This is a genomic window from Amycolatopsis sacchari (assembly GCF_900114035.1).
Taxonomy (GTDB): Bacteria; Actinomycetota; Actinomycetes; order Mycobacteriales; family Pseudonocardiaceae; genus Amycolatopsis_E; species Amycolatopsis_E sacchari.
Window position 1 is genome coordinate 1 of the sequence record NZ_FORP01000010.1, and the last position, 25,618, is coordinate 25,618.

The window sequence follows — 25,618 nt, forward strand, 5'->3', positions numbered from 1 at the left end:
GGGCAGCACTACCGCCCTGGCTGCACTTCTACAATCACCACCGACCCCACAGCGCAACCAGCGGCAAACCCCCGATCACCCGCCTGACCAACCTCTCTGGACATCACATCTAGGCCTGACCCTCGCCCGACCACCACCCCTCGCGGACACGCTTCGCGTGGCAGCTACACCAGCCAAGTTCCCAAGACGGCGAGCGCGTAGAGCGCCGCAGCCGCCTGGACCACCCGCGTCCTGCGCCGCTCGGACCAGGTGGTGAAGCGCAGCAGCCAGGCCAGCGCCGGGAGGACGAGGATCGCGTGCATGGCCACCGCGTGCACCGGTTTCAGCCCGCCCGCCGTGGTGTATGCGAGCTGTGGATCGCCGCTGCGGGAGAGCCGGACGCCGTCGGCGATCATGAGCGCGCCGACCGCGAGCGACGCGACCAGCACGACGAGGCCGAACCGCAGGGCCAGCAGCATGCTCGGGGCGAGTCCACTCGTTGTACGCAGCGCGGCGACGGTGAACCCGCCGACGGTCAGGATGATCACCGCCCCACCGAGCGCGAGCGTCATCGAGACGACCGTGTCGAAGCCGGTCTCGAAGTTGAAGTGTGACGGCACCCCGCGCCAGACCTGCAACGTCACGAGTGCGACCTCGACGACGCTCACCGCCGTGAACGCGCCCAGCAGGAACGTGCGCGTCCGGTCGGGCAGGCGCAGGAAGGACGTCGCCCAGGCGAGCGTGGCCAGCGTGAGCCCGAAGGACAGCCCGAACGTCATGGCCTTGCGGTAGGACAGCGGTCCCTCCCACGTCGCGCCCGAGGCGAGCAGCACCCCCAGGTGGACCAGACCACTGAGCAGCAGCACGGCGGCCACCGCATACGCGGTGCGTTCGACGGGGCGGGCGCGCGCCGTGGCGAGTTCCCGTTTGACAGCTGGGATCGTCATGCCGTTGATGCTGGGCGTTTTCCGGCTCGCTGACGTCACCCTACGAACGGCTCTGCCGCGTACGTTCCCCGCCGTATTACCTTCCGGTCAGACGTGAATCATTTTCCGATAAGGCAGGTCGGCCAGGGTTTTCCCGACGGAAGGAGACCTGATGAGGTTGGTCCGAGTACTGGGAACCCTGCTGGCCGCGGTGCTGGTCGCCGCCCCGCAGGCGCACGCCGCCGACACCGGCGCGCTCAAGCTGTCGCAGGCGACGACAGTCGGTGTGCACAACACGTATGACAAGGCCGCGTACAGCTACCTCGCGCAGGGGCTCGACGCCGGCGGCTCGCTGGTCGAACTGGACGTCTGGGACAACATCCTCACCAAGACCTGGCAGGTCAGCCACTCCAACCCGCTGGGCAACGACAACAACTGCGTGCCGACGTCGAACCTGTACGGCGGCAGCCAGAACCAGTCGTTCGGCACCTGCCTCGCCGACATCCGGACCTGGCTCGCGGCGCATCCCGGGGCGGGCCCGATCATCGTCAAGGTGGAGCTGAAGCTCGGCTTCGACGACCGGGACGGCATGGGACCGGACGAGTTCGACGCCTACGTGAAGGCCAACGCGGGCAACGCCTTGTTCAAGCCGGCCGACCTCATCGGCTCGTACTCCACTTTGGACGAAGCTGCCCGGGCGAACGCGTGGCCCAGCCGCAGTGCGCTGGCCGGGAAGATGATCCTCGAGGTCATCCCCGGCACGGTCGAGCAGTCCAACCCGACGGACACGCTGCACACCGACGTCGAGTACGCCACCTACCTGAAGAACCTCAAGGCCGCGGGTAACCTCGGCAACGCGACCGCGTTCGCGAGCGTCCTCGGCGCGAAGTCCGGTGACCCGCGCACCCAGTACGCCGACACGTCGATCCGGCCGTGGTTCGTGTTCTTCGACGGGGACGCGAGCACGTACGTCGACGGCGGTATCGACACGTCGTGGTACGACACCAACCACTACTTCCTGATCATGACGGACGCGCACAACGTGTCTCCGGCGATCTCGTCCACCACACCCAGCGTGCAGGAGGCGACCGACCGCGTGACCCAGCTCGCGGCCCGGCACGCCAGCCTCGTCAGCTCCGACTGGCGGACGCTGACGAGCGTGCTGCCGATGGTGCTGCCACGCGGCTGACCCGGGCGGCCGGAGCGGTCACAGGCGGACGAGCATCTTGCCCGTGTTCGCTCCGGCCAGCATGTCCAGGAACGCCTGCGGGGCGTTGCGGATGCCCTCGACCACCGTCTCCTGGTGCTTGAGCTGCCCGCTGCGCACCAGCGGCGCGACCTCCGCGAGGAAGCGTTCACGCAGGTGGAAGTGGTCGCCGACGAGGAAACCGCGGATGGTGAGCCGTTTGCCGACGACCTTCGTCAGGTTGCGGGGTGCCGCGGGCGGCTCGGTGGCGTTGTAGGTCGAGATCATCCCGCAGACGGCGAAGCGGGCGTGGAGGTTGGCCGCCTCGATCGCGGCTTCGAGGTGGTCGCCGCCGACGTTGTCGAAGTACACGTCGATGCCGTCGGCAGCGGCCTGCGCGAGCTGCTCGGTCACGGGCGCGTTCTTGTAGTTGAACGCCACGTCGAAGCCGAGGTCCTCGCGCAGGTGGCGGACCTTGTCGTCCGAGCCGGCGCTGCCGATGACGCGGCCCGCGCCCTTGAGCTTCGCCAGCTGCCCGACGACGGAGCCGACCGCCCCGGCCGCGCCGGACACGAAGACCGTGTCGCCTTCCTTCATCTGGGCGACGTCAAGCAGTCCGGCATACGCGGTCAGGCCGGTCATGCCGAGAACCCCGAGGTACGTGCTCAGCGGTGCGGCTTCCGGATCGACCCTCGCGGCGTGCGCGGCTTCGACGACGGCGTGCGTGCGCCAGCCGAGCCCGTGCAGGACGACGTCACCGCGCGCGAATCCGTCCACTGTGGACTCCAGCACCTCGCCGACCGCGCCTCCGTGCATGACCTTGCCGACCTCGTACGGCTCGGCGTAGGACTTGGCGGCGCTCATCCGCCCGCGCATGTACGGGTCGACGCTGATCTCCAGGTTGCGGACGAGCAGCTGGCCCGGCCCGGGGCGCGGGACCTCGGTGTCGACGATGGTGAAGTTGTCCAGCGTCGGCCACCCCTCGGGGCGGGACGCCAGCCGGACCTCGGTCGCGGTGGTCGGACTGCTCACCGTGGAACTCCCTCCGTCACTGCTTCGTCGGGGCTACCCACACTCGCCCCGCCCGCACCCCGGCTGCCCCGTTCGGGGGTTCGGGCGGCTGCCCGAGGGGCAGGTCACCGGGCCGCTCCAGTTTGGAGCCGCCTTCCCGGCCAGGGCCTCGGGCGGTGGGCGGGATTCCGCCAGCCGACTGGCGGCCGCCTTCGCCGCATTGTTGCGAGCACGCCCGCCCACCAGTCACCGCATCTCGGCTATCCGGCGTCGATCACACCGCAGCCACCTCGGCCGAGCCGGCGACCCGGCCTCGGGCGGAGGCTCAGGCCAGGGCGGCGAGCTTCCCCAGCACCCCGTCGTAGATCCGCTTCAGACCTGCGGGCGCGAAGGTCTTCTCGAAGAAGCCACCGATGCCGCCCGCGCCCTGCCACGTCGTCTCGATGCGCACGACGCTGCGGCCGGCACCGGCCTCCCGCACCGTCCACGTGGTGACCATGCTGGAGTTGGCGTCCGTCTCGACGAGCTTGCCCGGCTCCGGCTCGGTCACGGTCGCCGCCACGTCACGCACCCGCTTCGACGTGGCCTGCAGCTTCCACCTCGCCTTCGTGCCCGCGCCCTGACCGCCCTCGGTGACCTCGTAGTCCCGGTACTGCTCGGTCAGGATCTGGGGCCGCGTACCGGCGTAGTCGGCGACGAGCTCACGCACCTTGTCCACCGGTGCGTCGATCGTGCGTTCCGCGGTGGCCGTGACCTGCGCCATGTTCACTCCCGAAGTCCGTCGTGGTGTTCGACCGCGACTCTAGTGATCAGGCCAGCCCCTGCTTGGCGAGCCAGTCCTTCGCCACGTCCTGCACCGTGTCCCCGTCGGCGTCGACCTGCTTGTTCAGGTCACGCAGCTCGGCCGTGGTCAGCTTCGCGCTCACCGCGTTGACCGCCGCCGCGAAGTCGGCACCCCGCTCGTCGAGCACCTTCTTGTTCACCGCGGGCACGATGTTCTCCGTCGCCACGATGCTCAGGTCGTCCTGCAGCACGGTGTACGCCGGGTCCGCGGTCGGCGGGCTCACCGAGTCGACCGGGATCACCGTGACCGCGCCGGACTTCAGCTGCTCCAGCCGGGGACCGGCCTCCTGGATGCTCTGGAACGTGACGTTCAGCTTGTACGTGTCACGGAAGCCGATGAAGCAGTTCGCCCGCGTGCCGCACTCCGGCGGGCCGCCGAGCACGACCTTGTCCAGCTTCTTCAGGTCGCTGATCTTCGTCAGCCCCTGCTGCTTGGCCAGGTCGGACTTGACGATGTAGGTGTTCTTGTTCTCGGCCGGCGCGTAGTTCAGCAGCCCGACGCCGGACGGCGCGAACAACTCGGCGAGCTTCGCGTGCTCCGAGTCGGCGTCCTTCGGGGCCTGCTCGTTGAACCCGCTGCTGATCGCGGCACCCTGGTACTCGGGGATGAACTGCAGCTCGCCCGACTTCAGCGACGGGTACACCAGCTCACGCGAGCCGATGTTGAACTTCCTGGTCACCGGGTAGCCCTTGGCCTCCAGCGCCTGCGAGTACAGCTCGGCGAGTATCTGGCTGTCGGTGAAGTTGAACGACGCCACCACGATCGGGCTTCCGCCCTTGCTCGGCGCGGCGGACTGGTCGCTGCCCCCGCCACAGGCCGCCAGCCCGAGCACGGCGGCGGCCAGCACCACCCCGGCCCGCAGACCCCTTGTCCAGCGCATCCTCTGCTCCACCCTCCGGTCGATCGGTCGGTCAAGACCCGAGCGGCGCCCACCGACAGAAACCACATGATGGGAAATCGCTCCCCTTGACCACCTATGCTCGCCGAGTGGACCGAATCGTGCTGGCCGAGTCCGACCGGCCGCTGTTCGAGTGGCGGTGGGTGGACCGCAACGCCGATGCGATCCTGCAACGCCTCGGTGAGCACTTGGCGCTGACCGCGACGGCGCTCGCGGCCGGGCTGGTCGTGTCGATCGGGCTGGCGGTGCTGTCCCTGCGCTGGCGCTGGTTCTACCCCGTTGCGCTGTCCACAGCGGGCGCGCTGTACGTCGTGCCGAGCCTGGGCGCGTTCGCGCTGCTCGTGCCGTTCTTCGGGCTGTCGTTCACGACCGCGGTGATCCCGCTGGCCACCTACACGCTGCTGATCCTGCTGCGCAACATCGTGACCGGCATCCAGCAGGTGCCCAACGACGTGCGCGAGGCGGCCGTCGGGATGGGGTACACGCGGGCGAAGCTGCTGGTCCGCGTCGAGCTGCCGCTCGCGCTGCCGGTGGTGATCGCCGGGCTGCGGGTCGCGGCGGTGACGACGATCGGGCTCGTCACGGTCACCTCGATGCTGGGCATGGGCGGGCTGGGGTTCTTCATCAGGGCGGGCATCCAGACCACGACGCCCAACCCGACGGCGATCATCGTCGGCATCGGGCTGTCGATCGTGCTGGCCGTCGTGGTCGACTTCCTGCTCTGGCTGTCCGAACGGGCGCTGGCCCCGTGGGCGCGGAAGGGGCGGGCGTGAGCATCTTCTCCGAGGCCTGGGACTGGCTGGGCCAGCCGAACCGGTGGAGCTGGACCGACCCGGCCGGTATCCCGTACCGGACGGTCGAGCACCTGAGCTTTTCGGCGCTGTCACTGGTGGTCGCGGCCGCGCTGACGGTGCCACCCGCGCTGTGGCTCGCGCACTCCCGCCGCGGCGCGTTCCTGTCGAGCACCGTGGTCAACCTGGGGCGCGCGATTCCCAGCTTCGGGTTGATCATCCTGTTCTGGTTCCTCGCCAGCCGTTGGGAGCTGAACACCGACTTCTGGCCACTGCTCGTCGCGCTCGTCGCGCTCGCGCTGCCGCCGTTGTTCACCAACACCTACGCGGGCGTCGTCTCGGTCGACGCCGACGCGGTCGACGCGGCGCGCGGCACCGGGTACACCGAGGCGCAGATCATGTTCCGGATCGAGCTGCCGCTGGCGCTGCCCGTGATCCTCGCGGGTGCGCGCGTGGCGTTCCTGCAGCTCGTCGCCACGGTGGCGATCGGCGCGATCGTGAACGACGGCGGCGGGCTCGGGCGCTACATCGTCGACGGGTTCGCCCAGGGCCGCGCGGGTTACGGCGAGATCCTCGCGGGCGGGGTCGCGGTCATCGTGCTCGCGCTCCTGTGCGAGGGCCTGTTCGCGCTGGTCATCCGCTGGGCGGTGCCCAGGGGCCTGGCGCTGCGGAACGCAAGGCAGCCACAAGTGCTGTGAGCTCCGGGCCGAGCGAACGGTCCTCGGCGACGGGCGGCACCCGTTCGGCGAGCCACTCCCGCTGAGTTGTGAGCGCGGGCGCCCCGGGTTCGCCACGCAGGACATGGGCCTGGTGCGCGGTGATCAGCTCGCAGGCGGTGATGACGAGCAGGTGCTCCAGTGCGGCGCGGAGCTGCTCCCCCGCCTGCAGGGCGAACACCTGCACGTCCTCCTGTCCCGATGACGTGTCGAGGGCCCCGATCGAGGCTGGGCCGGCGAGACGGCGCAGTGCATGCAGCTCGCCCACAGCCCGTTTGTGCAGCGGCGCCAGCCCTGCGTGCGGTCCGGGATCGGGCGTGAGCTGCGGGGGTAGTCCGCTGAAGCGCTCGTCCAGGAGGCGGTGCACGCGTTGCACGCTGATCTCGCCGACGTGCACCAGCGCGGCGGTCGCAGCGTCGATCCGCAGCCCGAGCTCGGCGGCGTGGAACCCCGTCGTCGAGACGAACTCGCCGTCGACGAAGGCCGGGGAGTCCGTCGGCGTGGCGAGGCGTCGTTCGGCGGCCGCAAGGAGTTCATCGGCGGTATGCAGGCTGTATGCAATCGCTGGCGGCCCCACCCGGACGGAGACCGGGGCCTGCACGACGTCCCGCCGGGTGCCGCCTTCCGTGAGTGTGGTGATGCGACGGAGGACGGCGGCGAGAACCGGGTCGGGCCCGGCGAGTTCCGGTCGGTAGATCCCGCGTGGTGCGCCGAGCGCGTCCACGGTGAGGGCCAGCGCCAGCGTCTGGAGTTCGAGGATCCGCTCGGCGGCGGCCGCGCGGAGGATCGCGTGCGCGGTGGCGATCGGGCTGCCCTGGATGAGGGTCGCACCTTCCTTCGGGCCCGGCCGATACGGCTCGGCGCCCCGCGCCGCGAGCGCGTCGGCGGCGGATTGCCCATCGAGCATCGTGCCGAGGCCGAGGAAGGTCTGGAACGCGTGGGACAGCGGGATGATCTCGCCCGCTGCGCCGTTGCCGGTTGCGGGGACGGCGGGCACGAACCCGTCATCGAGACGCGCGACGAGGAACCGCACGGCCTCCGCGCTCGCACCGGCCTCCGGGGCGAGCAGGTCACGCAGCCGCACGGCGAACAGCGCACGCACGTCCTCGGCGGGCAGCCAGGGCGGCCCGCCGACGGCCCGACCCACGAGCAGGCGCGCTTGGTGGGCAGCCTGTTCCTCGGCCGTGAGCCTCCGGCCGGCAAGCCTGCCCATGCCTGTATTCACACCGTATACAGGTTGTACACCGGTTGTGAGCGCGTTGAGTACAGCCTCACGCTGTATGGAGACCGTATACAGGAGGTCGTCGGTGAGCTGGACGCGCTCTCCGGCGGCGATGCGGCGGATCGCCGACGCGTCGAGGTCGGCTGGAGCGCGGACGACGACGGTCACGCGACGGGCTTGGCGAGGTCCTCGATGACTTCGGCGCCGGGCAGGGACGCGAGCAGCTCGCCCGTGACGAGGAGCTTGCCGCCGCGGATGCCGCTGCCGATGACGAGTTCCGGCGAGTCGGCGACGGCCTTGTCGATCAGGATGGGCCAGCCGGCGGGCAGCCCGACCGGGGTGATGCCGCCGTAGGCCATGTCGGTCAGCTCGACCGCCTCGTCCATCGGCGCGAAGGAGGCTTTGCGGACGTCCAGCCGACGCTTGATCACGCCGTTCACGTCGGCGCGGGTGGTGGCGAGGACGAGCGCGGCGGCGTACCGGACCTCGCCGGCGCGCTTGCCCGCGACGATCACGCAGTTCGCCGAGGCGGACATCGGTGAGGAGTACGCCTCGCAGAACGCGGCGGTGTCCGCCAGGTCCGGGTCGATCTCGACGACGCCGACGTCGTGGCCGTCCAGTGTGGCCAGCGCCTTGGCGACGGGCTCGGCGAGCAGGTCGGTGCGCTGCTCGGCCGGTTCGACGGTCAGGGTGCCCGAGATGGTCCAGTTCCTCATGGCACGAGATTAGGACGCGCCGGGGAGCGGCGGCCGGTGGCTACCAGTTCTTGCCGCCGCGCTGGACCTCGATGAGCTTGGGGCGCACGTCCACGAGGTAGACGAGGACGGCGACGATCCCGGCCAGCCAGAACAGCGTGCCCGCGCCGCCGAAGGTGAACAGCCCCATGGCGACGGTGCCCGCGCCGGTGATCGCCAGCCAGATGGGCTTGGTCTTGCGGTCGGCGGCCGTGAAGGCGTCCGCACGCTGCAGGAGCGCGTGGAAGAACGCGCCGAGGCCCGCCAGGGTCCCGGCCCAGCTGATGACCAGCATGATCCATTGCGCTATGGGCGGCACGGTTTCAGCCTACGTCCCTTCACCCCTGCCTGACGTCCCTGCTGTGACCAGAATGCCACGAACGCCCCGTTCAGCACACGGGGCGCGGTGCGGGTGGCGGCGGATGCGCCGGGGGTTCGGAGCGGTGGGTGTGGGTGGTGTTGCCGGTTGCGGACCGGTGGGTGGGACCCGGTGGGGGCTCCGGGGGGTGGGCTTCCTCGCGTCTGGGGTGGGGCGGGGTGCTGGGTTCGGGCCAGACCGCGGCTCGGTACCGGGGGCGGGGCGGGCACTTCCGGTTGCGGATCGGCGCCCGGGCTCGGTGAGTGGCTCGCAGCGGTGGGTGGAACTCCGCCGTGGCGGGACGTCGGGCGCAGTGCGGGGGTTTGCGCCAGAAACGCGGCTCGGTACCGGGGCGGGAGCGGCACTTTGGATGCCGATCGGCGCCCGCGCCCCGGTGAGTGGCTCGCAGCGGTGGGTGGAACTCCGCCGTGGCGGGACGTCGGGCGCAGTGCGGGGGTTTGCGCCAGAAACGTGACTCGGTGCCTGGGCGGGGGCAGCGCGTCGGTTGCGGAACAGCGCCCGGGCCTCGATGGGCGGCTCGCGGCGGTGGGCGGAACTCCACTGACGCGGGTGGCTGGGCGGGGGTTTGAGGCGGCTCGAGTGGAGATCTGGGTCTGGCGGCAGACGACAGGCCCCTGGCGTCCCATGCCGCGCGGGTGGTGGTAGCGGGGTCGGCGACGGAGGGGCAAGCGGTCATCGCCATCGCGGCATCGGCGGAAATGCCAGGCGCCCTCCGGAGATTCAGGCCTGTACGCGAACGCGCGGCGCGCCGTCCACTGGGGACAGACGCGCCGCGCGGTTCGGGGTCACTTGTCGGCGGAGCCGCTCGCGGGCTTCTTCGTCGTCGCGGTGGTGCGGCGGGTCGTGGTGCCCGTCGACTTGCGGGCCGGCGTGGTCTTCGCCGCCGGCTTGGGCGCCACGGTCTCCTCGGCGTCCTCGATCTTCGACGCGACCTCGGAGCTCTCCACGGCGACCTTGGCGCCACCCTGACGGGTCTTCTTCGCCGCCAAGCCCAGCACCTCCTCGACCTTCTCGCGGGCCTCGGTGCTGACGCCCTCGACCTGGTCCAGCACGGCCTTCACGCGCGGCTCGGCCAGGAACTTGTCCCACGCCTGCTCGCCCGTCTCGGCCAGCTTGTTGTACAGCCGCAGCGCGGCCTCGGTGTAGTCGTCGACCAGCTTGCGCAGCTCGGCCGGGTCCAGCTTCTCGCGCAGCGTGGTCACCTCGGAGGGCAGCTCCTCCAGGTTCTTGCGCGCGACCTCGCCGCTCTCCGTGACGCGCTCCTTGGCCTTGCCGACGGCCTCGGCGACCGCCTGGCCCGCCAGGTTGCCCGCGCCCAGCGCGGCCAGCAGCGGCGTGCGGAGCTGCTCCACGGCAGTGTTCACGACCTTGCGCACGTCATCGGTCCGGGTGCTCGCCATGATGCTCACTCTCCTTGGTGGGATCGTCCGGCGTGTGGTTGTTCTCGCGGCGGAAGGACTCGTACACGTCGAGCAGGACCTGCTTCTGCCGCTCGGTGAGCGCGGCGTCGGCGCGGATCGCGTCCGGCACCGGGCCCCCGGTCGGCAGATCGAGGATGCCCGCCTGCACGTACAGCGCCTCCGCCGAGATCCGCAGCCCCTTCGCGATCTGCTGCAGGATCTCCGCGCTCGGCTTGCGGACCCCCCGCTCGATCTGGCTCAGGTACGGGTTCGACACCCCGGCGAGCTTCGACAGCTGCCGCAAAGAGATCTTCGCGTTGTTGCGTTGCTGCCGGATGTACTCACCGATGTCGGAAGCGATGTGGCCAACCTTCTCCATCGGCCCCGCCTGCGAGCCTTCGAGGTCTCCCTCGTCTGCCATTCGGCTCATCTCCTCGCGACACCTCCCACGGTACGCCCCACTGCTAGCTCTTGCAAGCACCCTGCTTGCAACCATCGGGCGAGACTCGGGTCACGATCCGAACTGTAAGCGCACGACACAGCTGTCGATCACGACCGTGGCGCGGATGATGACGGGTCGGCGCGAAGGAAGCGAGGACGCGAAATCCCCAGTCCCTGCAGCGCCCGGAGGAGCCGGAGGATCAGCGTTTGATCGGCCACCCCAAGGGTCGCACCAAGGGCTATGCGCGCCCTGGCCCTGGTCTTCCTCGGCACCGATCCCCAATAGCGACGAGGAGCTAAGCAACACCCACAGACACTGACCGAGATCGCAAACCAAAGCGCGCGACACGGGACGTCCTAGGGCTTCGCAAGCAACTGTTGAACGAATTGCAGCATGTGCTGCCGTGGGCGTTCACCGCTAGCAGACAGTTTAGAACAAACACAGGCCGACCGCTCAACCTGACATCAGAGTCCGCGTTCGCCGATCTGCTCGAGGACACGTACCGCCTCAGCAATACCATCTTCTTCCGCGATGAGCTTCTGCAAGGTTGCAGATCGGTCTGCATAAGAATTTCGATCAAGGACTTCTGATATCGCTTTCGACAGTCTGTCGACGCTCATCTTGGACTGCAACACCGGGGGCGTCGACACTCCGATTTCATACATCCTTTCGGCCGTGTGCCTGTGGACGAAGACGAACGGGCAGACCACCTGGGGGCGACCGGCTTCGAGCGCGAGTGAGGCGGTACCCATCCCGCCATGGTGCACGACAGCACTAACCCTGGGAAAAAGCCACTTGAACGGCACTTGTTCAACATAATAGATGGAAGGGTCTTTCTCCTCAGGAAAAGCGATACCACTCCCACCACGGGCCACCACGGCGCGTACACCCAACCTCTTCACCGCGTCAACGATGATCCGTGCGGTCTTGCTCGGATCTGACCCCACAATACTGCCGAACCAGATGTAAATTGGCGCTGGGTCATGGTCGAGGAACTCGACAAGCCGCTGCGGGGGATCCCAGTTTTCCGGCGGCGATGCGGACCAGAACCCCGTGTTGTGCACCCAACTCGGGTAGTCGAGGTTCGGCGGAAGCACGTGTCGACTGACCGGCTGCAGTATGCTGGTCGCACGCCCATCAGCCTGGCGCAAGGGATTGTTGTAGTGCGGTCGCCAGCTTAACCCCAGCTTCTTCTGCCGCCACTTCCTCGTACTGCCGACAAAGATCTCCCGCAGGAACGTTGACCACGGATAGGTTGCGCGATTGAGGCGCCGAGGTACTCGAACAGGGAAACCAGCATTGGGAAAACTTGAGGTGGGCGCCCAAAAGGGCCCCAGGCATACCGCAATAGAAGGGACGCCCAGTCTTTCTGCTATCTGCTGCCCTTGTTGAATCGGAGAGTGGAGAACCACATCCGCTCCATCATCCGACGCTGCCAAGTAGTCATCCAGAACCGAGGTTATCAGGTTTCTGTAGAATCCTCTGAACTCAAGCGCAAACCGCGGATTCCAAAGAGCATGATAATTTGTGTCGTACGCTCGGCGGAAGACGTCCGAGGTCACCCAGCCAGTCGATATCCCTTGGAGCGGAAAATGCTCCGCACCAGTAGAGGTAACCGTCTTCTCCAGCTCCGCAGAGCACGCCAGTCGGACTTCGTGACCGGCACCCACCAGACCTCTGGCCAACGCGACGAACGGTTCCACATCTCCTCGCGTACCGTGGGCGAGAAGCAAAGCCTTCATAAAAAATCCTCTTTCCGGAGTGCTCTTGCCATATTGCGGGAGACGTGACTACAACCAGAATCAGGGTAATAGTCCAATATAGAACCGAAAATGAGGCGTTTTCTACCTGGTTGATTCCGAGGAATACCGCTCGAACCAGCTCAGCGTGTGGTGCACGGCTTCCGGCACTGTGGCGTGGGTGGTGTCGAAGAGGGCGACGGCGGGTTCGAGGTCCGCGGCGTGCTTGCGGAGCCAGTCGTTGAACTCGAGGGTTTCGGCGATGCGGGCCTCGTCCCACTCGCGCCACGCGGGGCGCGACCGCAGGCGGCTTGCAAGCACCTCCGGGTCGGCGACGAGCGCGAGGTAGTGGATCTCCGAGAACAGCGCGCGCTCGGGCAGCGGCTCGAACTCGGGTGGCACGACAGTCCCGCACAGCACGACCGGGCGGCCGTTCTGGCCGATCATCGCGGCCATGCGCAACCAGGTCGCGCGGAACGCCGGGTGGCCGTCGACGTCGTCACGCAGGCCGGCTGTCCACAGCACGTCCTGTTCCAGCACGACGGCCCGGCCGCCAAGCCGCTCGGCGAGCGCCGGGCCGACCGTCGACTTGCCCGCCCCGCTGGGCCCGGTCAGCGCGAACAGCGGGAGGCGCCGGAACGGCCAGCGGTGACCGCACCGGTCGCACACCCGCGTCGATCCCTCGACCACCGGAACGTCTGCCCGGTCACCGCACTCGGGGCAGATGCGCGGATCGAGCACCTAGTCGAACAGGTTCTCGAGGAAGCTGCGCCTGCGATGCCCGCCGTACGGCCGCGGGGAGTCCCCGTACCCGCCCCGGTAGGGCCGGGGCGAATCCCCGTACCCGCCGCGGTACGGCCGCGGGGAATCCCCATATCCCCCGCGATACGGCCGGGGCGAGTCACCGTGGCCGCGGTGCACATCAGGGCGGTACGGCGGCGGAGCGCCGTAGTAAGCGCTTTCCGCACCGGCGATCTGCTCCAGCTCACCCCGGTCGAGGAAGATCCCCCGGCAGCCTTCGCACTGCTCGATGTGCACACCGTTCTTCTCGACGGTCCGCATCACGTTCTGGCATTTCGGACAAATCACACCCCCAGACTACGCATCACTCCATCCGCAGCGCCTCCAGCTTCGTGACCGAGCGCAGCCCCGGCACCGCCGCCGCCGACACCAGGAGGACGAGGACCAGCGCCGCGGAGGCCATCACCATGATGAAAGTCCAGTCGAGCAGCATCGCGGCTCCCGGCGTCATGATCCGCAGCAGCATCGCCGCCACCCCGATCCCCGCCCCGATCGCCACGAGAACGCCGAACACCACGGGGAGCGCGTTCTGCCACAGCAGTGAGCGGCTGAGCACTCCCCGCGGCACGCCCGCCGCTGTCATCGCCGCGAAGGGCCGGCGCCGCTCACTGATCTGCCCGATGACCAGCACGAGCATGCTGATCCCCGCCAGGAGCATGGTCAGCACCGCGCCCGCGTACAGCAGCGCCCGCGTCGCGTTGAGCATGGCCATGTCCCCGTTCTCGCTCACCGGAGCGGACACCGATGCCCGCCACTGCAGCGGGCTGACCGCCGAGCGCACGCGATCGAGTGCGTCCGGCACCGCGGGGTCGAGCAACGCCTTGATATCCCCGTAGTCGGGCCGGAGCGCGCCCGCGGCGGTGGGGGTGAGGAGGAGCTCCGCACCCTCACGCGAGCGCTGCGCTGCCCGCTCGAGGTCCGCCGGGACCGTGAACGTCTGCCCGCTCCTGGAGCCCAGCACCATGCCCGGATCCAGGTCTTCCGTGGTGAACGCGGCTCCCTCCGTGCAGCCGGACACGAAGAAATGGTGCTCCAGCAGGCGACAGGGGGCGACGACCGTCTCCACGTACTCGCCATGGGGCCCTCGCAGGGTGAGCCACCGCTCGGGCTCAGCCCAGCGCACCCCGGGGACGCCGGTCAGCAGCGCGGTGACCTGGGGTTCGACCTCGGCCTGCAGCCCGGTTTCGATCGAGACGTTCGCCAGGTCGGCGCCGTAGTAGCTGGTGCGATCGGCGTTCGCGTTGGCCTCGACCGACCAGAGCAGCGTCTGCAACGCCACGACCGCGGCCAGCACCACGACGACGCCGGCGACCACCCTGGTGGGAGTTCCGCTGTCCACCTGGAGCCGGCGCACCGCGAGCTGCCAGGCGGGGAAGCCGCCACGCAGCCGGTTCACCACGCGCTCGGTGAGCCACGGCAGCAACGTCGGCACGCCGACCAGCAGCAGCGATCCGCCCAGCAGCACGTAGGGCAACATGTCCCCAGCCGACTGGTCGCCCGGTATGGCCTTGTCCGCGAAGAGCAGGGCGACCCCGGCCACGACGAGCACCAGCCGCCACCACAGGCGCCGCCGCAACGGCTTGCCCCGCCGGAACACGGCCAGCGGCTCGACGATCAGGCTGCGGAGCCCGAGCCACGCGGAGCACACGCTGATCAACGGGATGATCGCGAAGACCAGTACGACGAGCGGCCAGTCCGGCACGAAGTCGGCCGGGTACACGGTCACGCCCGCCAGGTCCAGCCCCGCCGCGAAGGGCCGGACCACGAGGTACAGCAGCAGCCCGAGCAGCGCACCGGTGCCCGCTCCGACGAGCGACTCGGCCGCGGCGATCCGCCGGACCTGCGCGGCCCCGGCCCCCGCGAGCCGCAGGGCGGACAACCTGCGTTCGCGCTCGGGCCCGGCGATCCGGCTCGAACTCGCGACGAACACCAGCATCGGCACGAGCAGCACGAGGACACCGATCATGCCCAGGATCAGCAACTGCGGCGGCAGCGAGTCCGCGTTCGGGGGCTGGCCGAACGCGTACACCGTGTCGACGTATTCGGACTGCCGGAGCCCGCTGCCACCGGCGTACGCGATCAGCTCGTTCGGCCCCGCGAGGCCGCTGGGCTCGATGGTCCCCACGACCTGCTGGGAGAACAAGCCACGCACCCGCGGGTCTTCCCGCATCTTCTCGGCGAGCGCCGGGGACACGACGATCTGCCCCGGCGCCGGGATGGACCGCAGCCCCGGTGGCACTGGCGCGTTCGGGCCCGCGGGTTCCAGGTAGTACACCGGGAGGTCCCAGGCGGGGTGGTGCTCCAGGAGGTACACCGGCGTGCCCTGGCCCGCGGTGGTGTCCGGTGCCCTGGCGGCCACGCGGTCGGTCCGGTCACGCAAGGCGGACGCGCTGGTGACGACCAGCAGCAGGATCGCGGTGGCCAGGCCGATGCCGATCGTGGTCAGCACCAGCCGGAGCAGGGAGGCCTTCAGGGTCCGGCCGCCCCCGACGGCCAGCCGGACCCCGATGGCCAGGTCCTGCAGGCGGTGCGCGCCGCGGCTCATGCGGCCACCACCGGTTCCCGTGTCCTGCCGTCGCGCACGACCACTTCCCGGTCCGAATACGCCGCGACGCGGGCTTCGTGCGTGACCAGGACGACGGCGGCGTCGCTCTCCTTCGCGGCCCCGACGAGGAGCTGCATGATGCGCTCGCCGTTGAGCGAGTCGAGCGCGCCGGTGGGTTCGTCGGCGAAGATCACCTTCGGCCGGGTGACCAGCGCGCGGGCGATCGCGACCCGTTGCCCCTGGCCGCCGGACACCTCGCCGGGGCGTTTCGGCGCGAGCTCGGCGACGTCGACCCGCGCCATGACCTCGCGGGCCGTGGCCTCCGCCTGACGGCGGCGCAGGCCCGCGAGGCGCAGCGGGAGTGCGACGTTCTCCAGGCAGCTGAGCTCGGGCACGAGCTGGCCGAACTGGAACACGAAGCCGAACTCGTCCCGGCGCAGGGCGGTGCGCTCGGAATCGGACAGCTCGGCGATGTCCCGCCCCTGGTAACGCACCTGCCCCTCGTCGGGGCGCACGATGCCGGCGAGGCAGTGCAGGAGCGTGGACTTGCCGGAGCCCGACGGGCCCATGACCGCCACCACTTCCCCCGCGTCGATGGCGAAGCTCGCGCTGACGAGGGCCTCCGTGGGGCCGAAGGACTTGCGCAGCGCCGAGGCTGTGAGCAGGGCTGTCACCGGCGCACCTCTTCCGCCAGCTCGTTCAGCCGGGCGGCGGTCAGTTCCAGCCACCGCAGATCGGCCTCGAGGTGGAACAGGGCGTGGTCGCAGATCAGGGCGTCCGCGAGGTCACCCTTCGTCTTGCGGGTGGTCAGCTCACGCATCGTGTTCAGGTGTGCGGCCCGCTGCGCATCGAGCACCTCGTCGGCGCTGCGACCGGACAACAGCGCCAGCACGACCTTCGTGTACAGCGTGTTCTGCAGGTACAGCTCGGGTTTCTCGGGTGTGGTGAGCCACTTCTCGACGTCGGTGACCCCGGCGTCGGTGATCGCGTAGCTCTTGCGCTCCGGGCCGGAGCCCGCCTCCACCCCGGACTCGGTCACCAGGCCGTTGCGCAGCAGGCGCGCGAGCGTGGCGTACACCTGCCCGTAGTGCAGCGGGCGCTCCAGCCCGAAGCGTTCGTCATAGGCACGTTTGAGCTCGTACCCGTGCCGTGGCCCGCTTTCCAGCAGGCCGAGGAGTGTGTGTCCGATCGACATGCCACCGGACTATACACGCGGTGTATAGCATCCGTCTATACACCCAGTGCATAGCTACTGAGCTGCGACGAGGCAGAAGGGGTGCCCCACCGGGTCGGCGAAGACGTGGAAGCCCTCATGGCTGTCGTCGAGCAGTTTCGCGCCCAGCCGGAGCGCCCGCTCCTGCCCGGCGGCGAGGTCCGTGACGTCGAGGTCCAGGTGGAGCTGCTGGGGGACGTCCTGCCCCGGCCACTCCGGCGGCCGGTAGTCCTCGACCCGCTGGAACGCCAGCGTGACGCCGCCGGGACCGGACAGCTCGACCCAGTGCCCATCCTCCGCGGCGTCCAGGTCCGACCATTCGAGCAGCGCGCCGTAGAACTCCGCGAGCTCACGGGGATCCGGGCAGTCCAGTGCGACGAGACCGAAAGTGGGTACAGCACCCATGCGCTTCTCCTTCCGAGGGTAACCAGTGACCCGAGTATGGGGGTTATGCCGGAAAGGTCGCAACCGGTAATCCGCTTACACTGGTTACGTGATCGCCTCCGATGACGCCTCCCTGGTCGTCGACTTCCTCAACACGGTCGACATCGAGCGAGGGCTCGACGCGCTGGCGGACGCGGCGAAATGGCGGCAGTGGACTGAAGAGCGCGGCCTGGGCGCCGATCCCCTGCCGTTCGCGCGGGAAGTCCGCGAATCCCTCCGGGCAGCGGTCGGCGATCCGCATGCCGAGCCGGCCCGGCTCACCGTCCCGTTGGCGGTCGAGCTGACGACAGGACGGCCCGCGCTGGCGGCCACGAACGCCGTCGCCGCGGTTCTCGCGGCCGCCGTCCGGCTCACTGTCCGAGACGACTGGGAACGGGTGAAGATCTGCCTGGCCGACGACTGCCGCTGGGCCTTCTTCGACCAGTCGCGCAACCGGTCGCGGACGTGGTGCTCGATGCGCGTCTGCGGGAACCGGGAGAAGGCCAGGGCGTGGCGCGAACGCCGGAGCCCCTCGAACGAGTTACCCACAGATCAACCTGTGGATAACTCCGGATCTGTGGACAACTAGGCATCGCCGCAGGTCACCGCTATCGAGCACATTCACCCGAGCGGCGCAGCGGTCTTCCCCTGTGGATCGCTCCTTCACTCTGCTAGCGTGAAACGGCCATTTCATTCAGGGAAAACGGTGGTGACCCCTTGGCCGGACCGTCCGCCTGCGAAGTCGTTCTCGAGGCCGCTCCCGTTTCGTCGGCGGTGGCGGAACTCGGGGAATCCCCGCTCTGGATCGAGGGAGCCGGGCTGTGCTGGCTCGACGTCCCCGGACAGCGGCTCCACTCGCTGGACCTCCACGGGCGGCACCACGAGGTGGCGCTGTCCGCGCGGACCACAGCCGTCGAACTCGGCCCCGGCAGCGACCTGCTCGCCGTGACCACGACCGGCTTCGGCCGCCTCGACCCGCGCTCGGGCCAGGTCGAGCAGCTCACGGAGGTCGTCAGCCCGCCCGTCTCGATGAACGACGGCGGCATCGATGCGCGGGGCCGCGCCTGGGCGGGGTCCGCCGTGCGCGACGGCAGCCGCCGCGGGGCGCTGTACCGGCTGGACGGCGAGGTCAGCACCCACCTGGAGAACCTGTCCATGTCCAACGGGCTCGACTGGTCCCCGGCGGGCGACGAGCTCTACCACGTGGACAGCACGGCGGGCACCGTCACTGCCTGGGAATTCAGGCTCGACGCGGGCGAGCTGGGCGCGTCCCGGCTCGTGCGCCGGATCCCGCCGGAGACCGGGCTCCCGGACGGGCTCACCGTGGACGAGAACGGCGACATCTGGCTCGCCGTCTGGGGTGCCGGCCAGGTGTGGCGGCTGGACCCGGTCACCGGCGAGACCACCGCCGTCGTGCAGGTGCCCGCGTCGTGCCCGACGAGTTGCGCGTTCGGCGGCCGCGATCTGTCGACGCTCTGCGTCACGACGGCGAACCGGGGGGACACCGCCGGCGGCGGGCTCCTGTACGCCGTTGACCTTCCCGTCCGAGGTCTGCTCCCCCACCGTTTCTCCGGAGGTTTCCCATGCGTGTAGCACTGGTGACGGGCGGTTCCCGCGGTATAGGCGCCGCCTGTGCGCGGCGGCTGGCCAGGGACGGCATGGCGGTCGCGATCAACAGCTACCCCGACGGCGAACTGCTGGCGCAGGCCAAGGAGGTCGCCGAGGAGATCCGCGACAACGGCGGTGACGCGGCGGTTTTCGCGGCCGACGTGACGGACGCGGAGGCCGTTGACGAGATGTTCACCGACTGCGAGCAGCAGCTGGGACCGGTCGGCGCGCTCGTGCTCAACGCGGCCGCGACGGGACGGCTGCCGTGGGACGAGATCACCGAGGACGCGTGGGACAAGGTGTCGTCGGTGAACCTGAAAGGCGCGTTCCTGTGCTGCCGCCGGGCTTTCGGCGAAGGCCGAGGGCACGACGGCGGCTCGATCGTCACCGTCAGCAGCGTGCAGGCGAAGGTCGGCGCGCCGCAGTCACTGCACTACACGACCACGAAGGCGGGCTTGCTCGGGTTCACCCGGTCACTCGCGCGTGAACTCGGCTCCCGCGGCATCCGGGTCAACTCCGTCATGCCGGGCGCGATCCAGACCGAGGAGGAGCTGCAGGCCTTCCCGGACCAGGACCAGGTACGGGAACGCGTGCTGGCCAAGCAGATCCTGCAACGCCGGGGGCTCGCCGAGGACGTCGCCGGTGCGGTGAGCTTCCTGATGAGCCCGGACAGCGGGTTCATGACCGGGCAGACGCTGTGCGTGGACGGCGGCTGGGTGCTGCTCTAAAAGCGGCCTAGAACACCGCCTCCGCGATGCTGTAGATCAGCAGTCCGGCGAGGGCGCCGACCACCGTGCCGTTGATGCGGATGAACTGCAGGTCCCGGCCGACCTGGAGTTCGATCTTCCGCGAGGTCTCCTCCGCGTCCCAGCGTTCGACGGTGTCCGTGATGATCGTGGTGATCTCGCGTGAGTAGTGGGTGACCACGTAGGCCGCCGCGCCCTCCAGCCAGCCGTCCACTTTGGACCGGAGCCCGTCGTCCGTGCACAGGCGGTCGCCGAGTGACGCCAGACCGTCGCGGACGCGGCGGCGCAGCTCGCTCGACGGGTCCTCCGCCGCGCTGAGCAGCATGCCCTTCGCCGTCGTCCACGCCGAACCGATCAGCTTCTGCACGTCGGGGTGGTCGAGCAGCTGCTGCTTGACCTGCTCCGCCCGCGCCATCGTGTCCGGGTCCCGCTGCAGGTCCTGCGCGAACTCCCCCAGGAACTTGTCCAGCGCCAGCCGCATCGGGTGGTTCACGTCCGTCTTCACCGCCCACGCGAACGACAGCACCTCGCCGTACACCTTGTCCGCGAGCATCGAGTCCACGAACTTCGGCGACCAGCTCGGCGCGCGGTCGGACACCACGCGCAGCACCGTGTTGTGGTTGTCGCGCACCCACTCGTAGGCGCGGTCGCACACCAGGTCCACCAGCTTGTAGTGCGCCCCGTCGGCGAAGACCTGTTCGAGCAGCTTGCCCAGCGGCGGCCCCCACGGCCGCTCCACGACGCGCCGCACGACGGCCTGTTCCAGCACCGCCTGCACGTCCTCGTCCCGCAGCACCGTCACCGCGCCACGCACCACCGTCGCCAGCTCCGACGTCACGCGCTCGGCGTTCTCGCGCTGCGCCACCCACTCGCCCAGCCGCCGCGCGATGTCCGCGCGGCGCAGCTTGTCGCGCACCACCTGCTCGGACAGGAAGTTCGTGCCCACGAAGTCGCCGAGGCTCGAGCCCAGCTGGTCCTTCTTGCTGGGGATGATCGCCGTGTGCGGGATCGGCAGCCGCAGCGGCCTGCGGAACAACGCGGTGACCGCGAACCAGTCCGCCAGCGCACCCACCATGCCGGCCTCGGCCGCGGCCCGCACGTAACCGACCCAGCCGGACCAGCCCGCCGCCTGCGCCCAGCTGGTGAGCGCGAACACGAGCGTCGCGCCGAGCAGGAACGCCAGCGCGACGAGTTTCATCTTGCGCAGGCCGCGCCGTTTGGCCTCCTCACCGGCGAGGCCACCGGGCGGATCGGCGAGGGTCGTTTGCTCCACACCCCCATTGTCCGTGAGGATCGGAAATTATGCGCGTACCAGCTCTCGTCCCCCGCCTGCGGCCGTTCACGTCGACGATCTTCGCCGAGATGACCGCGCTCGCGGTCCGCACCGGCGCGATCAACCTCGGCCAGGGGTTCCCCGACACCGACGGCCCCGTCGGCATGCTCGACGCGGCGAAGAACGCCTTGTACGGCGGGGCGAACCAGTACCCGCCCGGCCCCGGCAGGCCCGAACTGCGCGCCGCGATCGCCCGCCACCGCGAGCGGTACGGGCTGAGCTACGACCCGGACACCGAGATCCTCGTCACGGCAGGCGCCACCGAGGCCATCACGGCCGCCGTGCTCGCGCTGACCGAGCCGGGCGACGAGGTGCTCGTGATCGAGCCCTACTACGACTCCTACCCGGCGGCGATCGCGATGGCGGGTGCGACGCGCAAGGTCGTGCCGCTCGCCGAGGGCGAGGACGGCCGGTTCGTGCTCGACGTGCAGGCGCTGCGGGCCGCCGTCACGCCCGCGACGCGCGCGATCCTGGTCAACTCGCCGCACAACCCGACCGGCACCGTGTTCAGCGAGGCCGAGCTGTCCGCGATCGCCGACCTGTGCGTGAAGAACGACCTCGTCGCGATCACCGACGAGGTCTACGAACACCTCGTCTTCGACGGCGCGGAACACCGCCCGCTGGCGGCCTTCCCCGGCATGCGGGAGCGGACCGTGTCGATCTCCAGCGCGGGCAAGACGTTCAACTGCACCGGCTGGAAGATCGGCTGGGTCTGCGCGGCGCCCGAGCTGGTGGGCGCGGTCAAGGCGGCCAAGCAGTTCATCACGTTCGTCTCCGGCGGGCCGCTGCAGCCCGCCGTCGCACACGCACTGGACCACGAACTGGACTGGGTCGACGCGCTGCGGAAGTCGCTGGAGGCCAAGCGGGACCGGCTGTCGGCGGGACTGGCGGAGGCCGGTTTCGCGGTGCGCCCGAGCTTCGGCACGTACTTCGTCTGCGCCGACGTGCGGCCGCTGGGCTTCACCGACGCCGCCGAACTGGCGTGGCAGCTGCCGGAGCGGATCGGCGTCGCGGCGGTGCCCGTCAGCGTCTTCACCGACCACCCCGAGCAGTGGAAGCACTTGCTGCGCTTCGCGTTCTGCAAGCGGGACGAGGTGCTCGACGAGGGCATCAAGAGGCTGCACGAACTGCGGTAAGCGGTTTCAGGGCCGCGTGTACCCCTGCGCTTCGAGCAGTCGGCGCAGCCGGTCGAGCGCGCGGCGGCGCAGGGGACCAACGCTGCCCGGCCGGATGCCGAGTTTGCCTGCTATCTCGGCGTACGTCGGCGGGCAGGGCGAGGCGAGCAGGTGGACGAGTTCGCGGTGCGGCCACGGCAGCCGCTCGACCGCGAGCCACAGCGCCCGATCCCGTTCCGCGGCGAGGAAAACGACCTCGGGCGAGGGCGCGCGGCCGGGCGGTTCCGGCAGCGGGCACGGGGATTCGCGGCGACGGGCCGCCAGCGCGCGCACGGCGTCGCGGCGTGCCGTCGTGCTCAGCCAGGACGGCAGCCGGGCCGGGTCGCGCAGACCGGGGCAGCGGACCAGCTCCAGCCAGGTGTTCTGGCAGACGTCGGCGGTGTCGGGATCGTCGAGGCCGACCGTGCGCGCGACGCGCAGCACCGGCGGCGACAGGTCCCGGACGAGCAGGCGCCACGCCGTCTCGTCGCCTCCGGCGGCGGCCGTCAGCCACGGTCCGAAATCAGGTTGGCCCATCCGTGCACCCCTCGTCTTCCCGATCGGCCACTGCACGCAGTTGCGACGCGACGGAGTGCGAGATGGCTCCTGAAACCGCAGGTCAGCACCCAGACGAGTCATCGGACGGGGAGAACGTGCAGGTTCCGACCGGCAAGATGCGATACCCAGCGTGATCGGAATCTGGTTGAATGCACGCAAGCCGGTAGCTCTTTTCGGCCGTCTGGGGTGGATCGAACGCTTTAGAGGTGAAACACTCGCCAGCGGTGCTAGAAATGTGCCGGTTCCACATGGCGGATGACCAGGTCGAACGCAGACCGACAAGATCGAATCGCCCGATTGGGCGGCGGCCCGGATGGTGGTGATGGCGGTGAGTGACGTGAAGCGCACGTCCCGCGCCGTCCCGCTGTGGGCCAGGGTGCTGGTGGCCGCGGGGCTCGCCGCGGCGGGCTGGCTCCTCGCCGGGCTGCTGGGCGGGCCCGCCGCCTCCGCCGACGAGCTGCCGCAGGGTGGCGAGCCCGGCACGAGCGAGCACGCGCAGCAGCGCGGGCTGCTCGGCGGGTTGCTGGGCGGCACGCTCGACACGTTGACGAACACGGTCGAACAGGTCACGAGCACCCTGCAGACCACGGTCACGGCGGTCACGCAGACCGTCGGCGGACTCACCACCGCGGTGACCGAGACGACGAACGCGGTGGTCCAGCCCGTCACCGAAACGCTGCGGGCCCCGGTGACGACCACGCCGAAACACCAGGACACCCAGAACACCCGCGAGACCGGCGAGAGCGCCGTCCAGACGCGGATCGAGCGGGAGCCGGAGCCCGTGCGGGCCGAGGCGCCCGCTCCCGAACGCACGGTGTCGGCGCCGGCCACGCCTGCCGTCGCGTCCGCGCCGGAAGAGCACCAGGTCCGGCACCGCGAACACCCGGTCGCCCCCGCGCCCGGGCCCCGCACCGAGCAGGCCCCCGTGGCTGACCACACCGTGCACGCGGACCGGGACGTGCCCGCGCCCGTGCCGAGCGGCCCCGCGGGTCAGGTCTGCGGTGTCGCGCCCGCCCACGACGGCGGCAGCGGCTCCAAGCACCCGCTCGCGATCCTGGGCACCGGGGTCGTGACTCCCGAGCCCTCCCCCGCGGGCATCGCGCCCCGGCCCACCTCCACCGGTGGCAGCCGCGACGCGGCACTGCCGACGACCTCCCCCGACTGACCCCACGCCCGGTTCCGCAGGCGACCCGCGTCCAAACCAAGATCAACTTCGCGGGTCCTTACCGACCGAGGGGCTTTTCCATGCACTTCACCAGGCTTCCCGAGCGGCCGACCGCGCCCGGCCGCTGCGGGCTCCGGTCCCGCCGCCACGCTGCCCCGGTGGCGGCGGGACCAACACCAGGCACGCCCCGGACCTCCCTGCTCAACGCGCCGAGCAGGGGCAACGGCCCGGTGCGCGCCTAGCCGCACCACCGCCGGCACGTCGAGGGGCTGTGCCGGCCCAGTGCGGCGCAACGACAGCCGGTGCGCCGGAGGACGGCTTCCATCCCTGGAGAAGCCACTCCGGTGCACCGGCTGTTGTCATGTCACGGGGCGTGCGCTGCCGCGGACCGCGGCGGCCGCGAGGCTGATGCGACGCACCGCCTCGTCGAGGACCTCCGGGGGTTGCGAGAACGGCAGCCGGAGCCGGCGTTCGAGACCGCCGTGCGCGGCGAAGCGCGAGCCCGGCGCCAGCTGCACGCCGTGGCTCGCCGCGGCGACCGCCAGTCCGGTGCTCATCGGCGCGGGCAGCTTGCACCACAACCAGAACCCGCCACCCGGCAGCCGGAACGTCCACTCAGGACAGTGCGTGCGCACGGCCTGCGCGAGCGCGTCCCGTTGGCGGCGGACGTCTTCCCTGCGGCGCCGCAACGGTTCCGGGTCCGCGAGGAGTTCGGCGAGCACGAGCTGCTCGAACACGGGCGACCCGAGATCCAGCCCGAACCGCGACGACGACAGCCGGCTCAGCACCTCCTCCGACGCCCGGATCCAGCCGAGGCGCAACCCGCCCCAGTGCGATTTCGACGCGCTGCCAACGAGAATCGACCACTCTCCGGCGTCGAACGGCTTCGGTGCGGGTTCGTCGCCGAAGTCCAGTTCCACGAGCGTCTCGTCGATGACGACAGGGGTGCGTGCCTTGGTGAGCAGCGCCGCGAGCCGTTCGCGCCCCTCGTCGTCCATGAGCAGCCCGGTCGGGTTGTGGAAGTCGACGATGAGGTACGCCAGCCGGGGCGCGGCCTGGCGCAGCGCCGCCTCGATGCCCGCGAAGTCCCAGCCCTCGGCGTCGAGTGCGACGGGCACCGGCAACGCGTGCGCACCGCGGATCGCCTCCAGCGCGTTGGGGTACGTCGGCTGGTCGACGAGCACGCGGTCACCCGGGTTCGCCAGCATCCGCACGGTGAGACCGAACGCGTGGTGCGCCCCGTTGGTGATCATGATCTGCGCGGGGCTCGTCGGCAGGCCGCGCTCGGTGTAGCGCTGGGCGATTCGCTCCCGGAGCACGAGCAGCCCGCGCTCGCCGTAACCGGTGTGCCCGAGCTGTTCGACGAGCGCGCCACGGGCCGCGTCGACCGCCCGCGTGATGCCGGGCACCGCGGGCGGGGCGGCGCACACCAGGTCGATGTCCTCGCCGTCACGCGGGAAGAACGTCTCCTGCCCGCGGCTCGTGCCGGGCGGGGTGATCCACGAGCCCGCGCCGCGACGGCTCGCGACCAGGCCGCTCTCACGCAGCCGGTCGAGCGCGGCGCCGATCAGCGTCCGGCTCACGCCCAGCGCCTGCGCGAGCTCCCGTTCCGCGGGCAGCTGCGTGCCCACCGGGAGGTGCCCGTCGAGTACCTGCAGTTCAACAGCGGCCGCGAGGGCCGCGGCCCCCTGCCGCGAGCCCTGCCGCCAGGAGCCCAGCAAGGTGGCCAATCGAGGCGCGGAAATCCGGCCGTAGGTGTTCACCAGACCAATACTTCCACATTGGCTCTGGAACGAAAGACCAAT

Annotated in this window: 27 protein-coding genes and 1 pseudogene; 9 read left to right on the forward strand and 19 right to left on the reverse strand. The window is 70.1% G+C overall.

Annotation, left to right across the window (positions count from 1 at the left end; genetic code table 11):
* Positions 1 to 113, forward strand: a pseudogene (locus BMZ92_RS36875) (IS481 family transposase); the annotation flags it as partial.
* A gap of 51 nt (positions 114 to 164) precedes the next feature.
* On the opposite strand, the gene BMZ92_RS17910 reads toward BMZ92_RS36875, so the two are convergent.
* Entirely contained in the window at positions 165 to 926 is a 762-nt protein-coding gene (locus tag BMZ92_RS17910) for a hypothetical protein (RefSeq protein ID WP_091508925.1), read from the reverse strand.
* 151 nt (positions 927 to 1,077) lie between these two features.
* On the opposite strand from BMZ92_RS17910, the gene BMZ92_RS17915 reads away from it, so the two are divergent.
* Positions 1,078 to 2,094 carry a phosphatidylinositol-specific phospholipase C domain-containing protein gene (locus BMZ92_RS17915; RefSeq protein WP_091508927.1) on the forward strand — a complete coding sequence of 339 codons (1,017 nt, stop codon included), beginning with the start codon at positions 1,078 to 1,080 and terminating at the stop codon, positions 2,092 to 2,094.
* An 18-nt stretch (positions 2,095 to 2,112) separates the two neighbouring features.
* Here the strand turns inward: BMZ92_RS17915 and BMZ92_RS17920 are convergent, their stop codons facing one another.
* From BMZ92_RS17920 to BMZ92_RS17930, 3 genes are all read right to left on the reverse strand, one after another.
* A complete protein-coding gene (locus BMZ92_RS17920) occupies positions 2,113 to 3,123 on the reverse strand; it encodes an NADP-dependent oxidoreductase (protein ID WP_091508929.1) in 1,011 nt (336 codons plus the stop codon).
* A gap of 304 nt (positions 3,124 to 3,427) precedes the next feature.
* Entirely contained in the window at positions 3,428 to 3,865 is a 438-nt protein-coding gene (locus BMZ92_RS17925) for an SRPBCC family protein (RefSeq protein ID WP_091508931.1), read from the reverse strand.
* 46 nt (positions 3,866 to 3,911) lie between these two features.
* Positions 3,912 to 4,826, reverse strand: coding sequence for an ABC transporter substrate-binding protein (locus BMZ92_RS17930; protein ID WP_091508934.1), 915 nt, complete (start codon positions 4,824 to 4,826; stop codon positions 3,912 to 3,914).
* A gap of 107 nt (positions 4,827 to 4,933) precedes the next feature.
* Between BMZ92_RS17930 and BMZ92_RS17935 the strand changes: the two genes are divergently transcribed.
* Positions 4,934 to 5,617 (forward strand): ABC transporter permease, encoded by a 684-nt coding sequence (locus BMZ92_RS17935; protein WP_091508936.1) that lies wholly within the window; start codon positions 4,934 to 4,936, stop codon positions 5,615 to 5,617.
* Entirely contained in the window at positions 5,593 to 6,333 is a 741-nt protein-coding gene (locus BMZ92_RS17940) for an ABC transporter permease (protein ID WP_091508938.1), read from the forward strand. The genes BMZ92_RS17935 and BMZ92_RS17940 overlap by 25 nt, the downstream gene beginning before the upstream one ends.
* On the opposite strand, the gene BMZ92_RS17945 is transcribed toward BMZ92_RS17940, so the two are convergent.
* The 12 genes from BMZ92_RS17945 to BMZ92_RS18000 form a co-directional block, all read right to left on the reverse strand.
* Positions 6,269 to 7,741, reverse strand: coding sequence for an aromatic amino acid lyase (locus BMZ92_RS17945; RefSeq protein WP_281245181.1), 1,473 nt, complete (start codon positions 7,739 to 7,741; stop codon positions 6,269 to 6,271). The two genes, BMZ92_RS17940 and BMZ92_RS17945, sit on opposite strands and share 65 nt — an antisense overlap.
* Positions 7,738 to 8,289 carry a YbaK/EbsC family protein gene (locus tag BMZ92_RS17950; RefSeq protein WP_091508940.1) on the reverse strand — a complete coding sequence of 184 codons (552 nt, stop codon included), beginning with the start codon at positions 8,287 to 8,289 and terminating at the stop codon, positions 7,738 to 7,740. Before BMZ92_RS17950 ends, BMZ92_RS17945 begins: the two co-directional genes overlap by 4 nt.
* A 40-nt stretch (positions 8,290 to 8,329) precedes the next feature.
* A complete protein-coding gene (locus BMZ92_RS17955; protein WP_091508943.1) occupies positions 8,330 to 8,626 on the reverse strand; it encodes a DUF2516 family protein in 297 nt (98 codons plus the stop codon).
* Between the two features lie 845 nt (positions 8,627 to 9,471).
* Entirely contained in the window at positions 9,472 to 10,086 is a 615-nt protein-coding gene (locus tag BMZ92_RS17960) for a hypothetical protein (protein ID WP_091508945.1), read from the reverse strand.
* Positions 10,064 to 10,465, reverse strand: coding sequence for a helix-turn-helix domain-containing protein (locus BMZ92_RS17965; RefSeq protein ID WP_091509364.1), 402 nt, complete (start codon positions 10,463 to 10,465; stop codon positions 10,064 to 10,066). Before BMZ92_RS17965 ends, BMZ92_RS17960 begins: the two co-directional genes overlap by 23 nt.
* A 527-nt stretch (positions 10,466 to 10,992) precedes the next feature.
* Entirely contained in the window at positions 10,993 to 12,270 is a 1,278-nt protein-coding gene (locus BMZ92_RS17970; RefSeq protein WP_091508947.1) for a glycosyltransferase, read from the reverse strand.
* 102 nt (positions 12,271 to 12,372) lie between these two features.
* Entirely contained in the window at positions 12,373 to 13,008 is a 636-nt protein-coding gene (locus BMZ92_RS17975; RefSeq protein ID WP_091508949.1) for a P-loop nucleotide/nucleoside kinase family protein, read from the reverse strand.
* Entirely contained in the window at positions 13,009 to 13,329 is a 321-nt protein-coding gene (locus BMZ92_RS17980) for a TFIIB-type zinc ribbon-containing protein (RefSeq protein ID WP_245783134.1), read from the reverse strand.
* 43 nt (positions 13,330 to 13,372) lie between these two features.
* Positions 13,373 to 15,613 (reverse strand): FtsX-like permease family protein, encoded by a 2,241-nt coding sequence (locus tag BMZ92_RS17985; RefSeq protein WP_091508951.1) that lies wholly within the window; start codon positions 15,611 to 15,613, stop codon positions 13,373 to 13,375.
* Positions 15,610 to 16,287 carry an ABC transporter ATP-binding protein gene (locus tag BMZ92_RS17990; protein ID WP_091508952.1) on the reverse strand — a complete coding sequence of 226 codons (678 nt, stop codon included), beginning with the start codon at positions 16,285 to 16,287 and terminating at the stop codon, positions 15,610 to 15,612. The genes BMZ92_RS17985 and BMZ92_RS17990 overlap by 4 nt, the downstream gene beginning before the upstream one ends.
* A complete protein-coding gene (locus BMZ92_RS17995; RefSeq protein ID WP_091508954.1) occupies positions 16,284 to 16,808 on the reverse strand; it encodes a PadR family transcriptional regulator in 525 nt (174 codons plus the stop codon). The genes BMZ92_RS17990 and BMZ92_RS17995 overlap by 4 nt, the downstream gene beginning before the upstream one ends.
* A gap of 54 nt (positions 16,809 to 16,862) precedes the next feature.
* On the reverse strand, positions 16,863 to 17,231 hold the full coding sequence (locus BMZ92_RS18000) for a VOC family protein (protein WP_091508955.1): 369 nt from the start codon (positions 17,229 to 17,231) through the stop codon (positions 16,863 to 16,865).
* Positions 17,232 to 17,322: 91 nt separating this feature from the next.
* Here BMZ92_RS18000 and BMZ92_RS18005 point away from each other — a divergent pair, with 91 nt between their 5' ends.
* The 3 genes from BMZ92_RS18005 to BMZ92_RS18015 all read left to right on the forward strand — a co-directional run bounded on the left by BMZ92_RS18005 (position 17,323) and on the right by BMZ92_RS18015 (position 19,585).
* Positions 17,323 to 17,838 (forward strand): CGNR zinc finger domain-containing protein, encoded by a 516-nt coding sequence (locus tag BMZ92_RS18005; protein WP_091509365.1) that lies wholly within the window; start codon positions 17,323 to 17,325, stop codon positions 17,836 to 17,838.
* A gap of 128 nt (positions 17,839 to 17,966) precedes the next feature.
* Positions 17,967 to 18,842: an SMP-30/gluconolactonase/LRE family protein gene (locus BMZ92_RS18010; RefSeq protein WP_177228754.1), complete on the forward strand. Its 876-nt coding sequence runs from the start codon at positions 17,967 to 17,969 to the stop codon at positions 18,840 to 18,842.
* Positions 18,833 to 19,585, forward strand: a complete 753-nt coding sequence (locus tag BMZ92_RS18015; RefSeq protein WP_091508958.1) for an SDR family NAD(P)-dependent oxidoreductase — start codon at positions 18,833 to 18,835, stop codon at positions 19,583 to 19,585. Before BMZ92_RS18010 ends, BMZ92_RS18015 begins: the two co-directional genes overlap by 10 nt.
* Before the next feature lie 7 nt (positions 19,586 to 19,592).
* Here the strand turns inward: BMZ92_RS18015 and BMZ92_RS18020 are convergent, their stop codons facing one another.
* Positions 19,593 to 20,876 (reverse strand): DUF445 domain-containing protein, encoded by a 1,284-nt coding sequence (locus BMZ92_RS18020; protein WP_245783117.1) that lies wholly within the window; start codon positions 20,874 to 20,876, stop codon positions 19,593 to 19,595.
* A 29-nt stretch (positions 20,877 to 20,905) separates the two neighbouring features.
* On the opposite strand from BMZ92_RS18020, the gene BMZ92_RS18025 reads away from it, so the two are divergent.
* The gene (locus BMZ92_RS18025) at positions 20,906 to 22,072 is read left to right on the forward strand and encodes a pyridoxal phosphate-dependent aminotransferase (RefSeq protein WP_091508960.1); all 1,167 of its coding nucleotides are present in this window, start codon (positions 20,906 to 20,908) and stop codon (positions 22,070 to 22,072) included.
* 6 nt (positions 22,073 to 22,078) lie between these two features.
* On the opposite strand, the gene BMZ92_RS18030 is transcribed toward BMZ92_RS18025, so the two are convergent.
* Positions 22,079 to 22,627 (reverse strand): RNA polymerase sigma factor, encoded by a 549-nt coding sequence (locus BMZ92_RS18030; RefSeq protein ID WP_091508962.1) that lies wholly within the window; start codon positions 22,625 to 22,627, stop codon positions 22,079 to 22,081.
* A 349-nt stretch (positions 22,628 to 22,976) separates the two neighbouring features.
* Here BMZ92_RS18030 and BMZ92_RS18035 point away from each other — a divergent pair, with 349 nt between their 5' ends.
* A complete protein-coding gene (locus tag BMZ92_RS18035) occupies positions 22,977 to 23,813 on the forward strand; it encodes a hypothetical protein (protein WP_143249879.1) in 837 nt (278 codons plus the stop codon).
* Between the two features lie 359 nt (positions 23,814 to 24,172).
* Here BMZ92_RS18035 and yczR read toward each other — a convergent pair whose 3' ends face one another.
* Positions 24,173 to 25,579 (reverse strand): MocR-like transcription factor YczR, encoded by a 1,407-nt coding sequence (gene yczR, locus BMZ92_RS18040; protein ID WP_483860453.1) that lies wholly within the window; start codon positions 25,577 to 25,579, stop codon positions 24,173 to 24,175.
* Between the last annotated feature and the right edge of the window lie 39 nt (positions 25,580 to 25,618).

Bases quoted from the DNA above. Each gene is read 5' to 3' on its own strand.
- BMZ92_RS17910 (WP_091508925.1), bottom strand. From the start codon at position 926: ATGACGATCCCAGCTGTCAAACGGGAACTCGCCACGGCGCGCGCCCGC.
- BMZ92_RS17960 (WP_091508945.1), bottom strand. From the start codon at position 10,086: ATGGCGAGCACCCGGACCGATGACGTGCGCAAGGTCGTGAACACTGCC.
- BMZ92_RS18030 (WP_091508962.1), bottom strand. From the start codon at position 22,627: ATGGGCCAACCTGATTTCGGACCGTGGCTGACGGCCGCCGCCGGAGGC.
- BMZ92_RS17965 (WP_091509364.1), bottom strand. From the start codon at position 10,465: ATGGAGAAGGTTGGCCACATCGCTTCCGACATCGGTGAGTACATCCGG.
- BMZ92_RS17925 (WP_091508931.1), bottom strand. From the start codon at position 3,865: ATGGCGCAGGTCACGGCCACCGCGGAACGCACGATCGACGCACCGGTG.
- BMZ92_RS17930 (WP_091508934.1), bottom strand. From the start codon at position 4,826: ATGCGCTGGACAAGGGGTCTGCGGGCCGGGGTGGTGCTGGCCGCCGCC.
- BMZ92_RS18000 (WP_091508955.1), bottom strand. From the start codon at position 17,231: ATGGGTGCTGTACCCACTTTCGGTCTCGTCGCACTGGACTGCCCGGAT.
- BMZ92_RS17950 (WP_091508940.1), bottom strand. From the start codon at position 8,289: ATGAGGAACTGGACCATCTCGGGCACCCTGACCGTCGAACCGGCCGAG.
- BMZ92_RS17995 (WP_091508954.1), bottom strand. From the start codon at position 16,808: ATGTCGATCGGACACACACTCCTCGGCCTGCTGGAAAGCGGGCCACGG.
- BMZ92_RS17985 (WP_091508951.1), bottom strand. From the start codon at position 15,613: ATGAGCCGCGGCGCGCACCGCCTGCAGGACCTGGCCATCGGGGTCCGG.
- BMZ92_RS18025 (WP_091508960.1), top strand. From the start codon at position 20,906: ATGCGCGTACCAGCTCTCGTCCCCCGCCTGCGGCCGTTCACGTCGACG.
- BMZ92_RS17970 (WP_091508947.1), bottom strand. From the start codon at position 12,270: ATGAAGGCTTTGCTTCTCGCCCACGGTACGCGAGGAGATGTGGAACCG.
- BMZ92_RS17980 (WP_245783134.1), bottom strand. From the start codon at position 13,329: ATGCGGACCGTCGAGAAGAACGGTGTGCACATCGAGCAGTGCGAAGGC.
- BMZ92_RS17915 (WP_091508927.1), top strand. From the start codon at position 1,078: ATGAGGTTGGTCCGAGTACTGGGAACCCTGCTGGCCGCGGTGCTGGTC.
- BMZ92_RS18015 (WP_091508958.1), top strand. From the start codon at position 18,833: ATGCGTGTAGCACTGGTGACGGGCGGTTCCCGCGGTATAGGCGCCGCC.